Consider the following 1,375-nt stretch of genomic DNA (forward strand, 5'->3'; position numbering starts at 1 on the left):
GCTAGATAGCTCAGTCGGTAGAGCAGAGGACTGAAAATCCTCGTGTCCCTGGTTCGATTCCTGGTCTAGCCACCAAAGCTTCAGATTTAATCTGAGGCTTTTTTATTTCTGAATATATTTATAAAGTAAATATAGAAAAAAACATTAAAGTATGACATAATTGATTTGGGCTATAAGAGTAGTTCTAGTATGAATAATATAAAATAAAGGAGAAAAAATTATGGAAGATAAAATACTAGCCATTGTAAATGGGCAAAAAATAACTGAAAGAGATTTAGAAGCAACAATAGCAAGATTCCCAAGAGAAAGACAGTCCTATCTAAAAACGGAAAATGGTAAAAAGCAGTTATTAGATGAAATAATATCTTTTGAGCTTATCTATAATTATGCTAAGGATTCAGGAATAGAAAACAGTGAAGAATATATAAATCAATTAGAAGCAGTTAAAAAGGAAATTTTGACTCAAACAGCTATTTCAAATATAATGTCACAAGTAGTTGTAACCGATAAAGAGGTTGAAGACTACTATAATGCAAACAAAGAGATGTTCGTGGAACCTGAGATGGTAACTGCAAAACATATATTAGTACAAACAGAAGAGAAGGCAAAGGATATACTTGATGAGATAAAAGGTGGTATGTCTTTTGAAAAAGCTGCACAAGAATATTCATCATGTCCTTCAAAAGCACAGGAAGGTAACCTTGGAAAGTTTGGAAGAGGTCAGATGGTACCTGAATTTGAAGCTGCAGCATTTAGTCTTGCAGAAGGAGTTATAAGTGAACCAGTTAAAACTCAATTTGGTTATCATTTAGTTAAGGTTGAAGAAAAACATGAAAGTTCCTCAAAACCTTTTGAAGAAGTAAAAGATATGATAAAGAATAATCTTTTACAAGAAAGACAGGCTTTTAAATATTCTGAAGTAAATAATGAATTGAGAAATAAGTATAGTGTAGAAATCATAAATCAATAATATAAAACAAGATCTGGTAAGTTATCCAGGTCTTGTTTTATATTACTATTAGAAAGCATAATTATGAGTTCTAATCAATATAAACTTGTCCTAGAGTATCAATATATGTAATATAAAGAGGTTTTGTGAAATTTAAAGTATATTAATGATAAATTGAAATATGCACGAGCCACACATCTAATTTATGTTAACAAAAGTGATATTATAACATTCGTGCTCTGAAGTAGACATATTAATATGGAAACTAATAAGTGTTAATATGATTTTTAAAGAGTACAATTACTTATTCAATGGTTAACAAAATATATTAGCACTTTAAGTAATAATATTAAAAAAGTTGTTGACAAAGTTAAGTGACCATGATAAGATAAATAAGTCGCTAAGAAGCGACAAGATCTTTGAAAA

General features: G+C 29.5%; 1 protein-coding gene. It reads left to right on the top strand.

The window, feature by feature from the left end:
* Nucleotides 1-220: 220 nt before the first annotated feature.
* Complete coding sequence (locus HGI79_RS22390; protein WP_185652877.1) at nt 221-970, top strand: peptidyl-prolyl cis-trans isomerase; 750 nt, start codon at nt 221-223, stop codon at nt 968-970.
* Nucleotides 971-1,375 lie beyond the last annotated feature (405 nt).

It is taken from the genome of Clostridium sp. DJ247 (assembly GCF_014231265.1).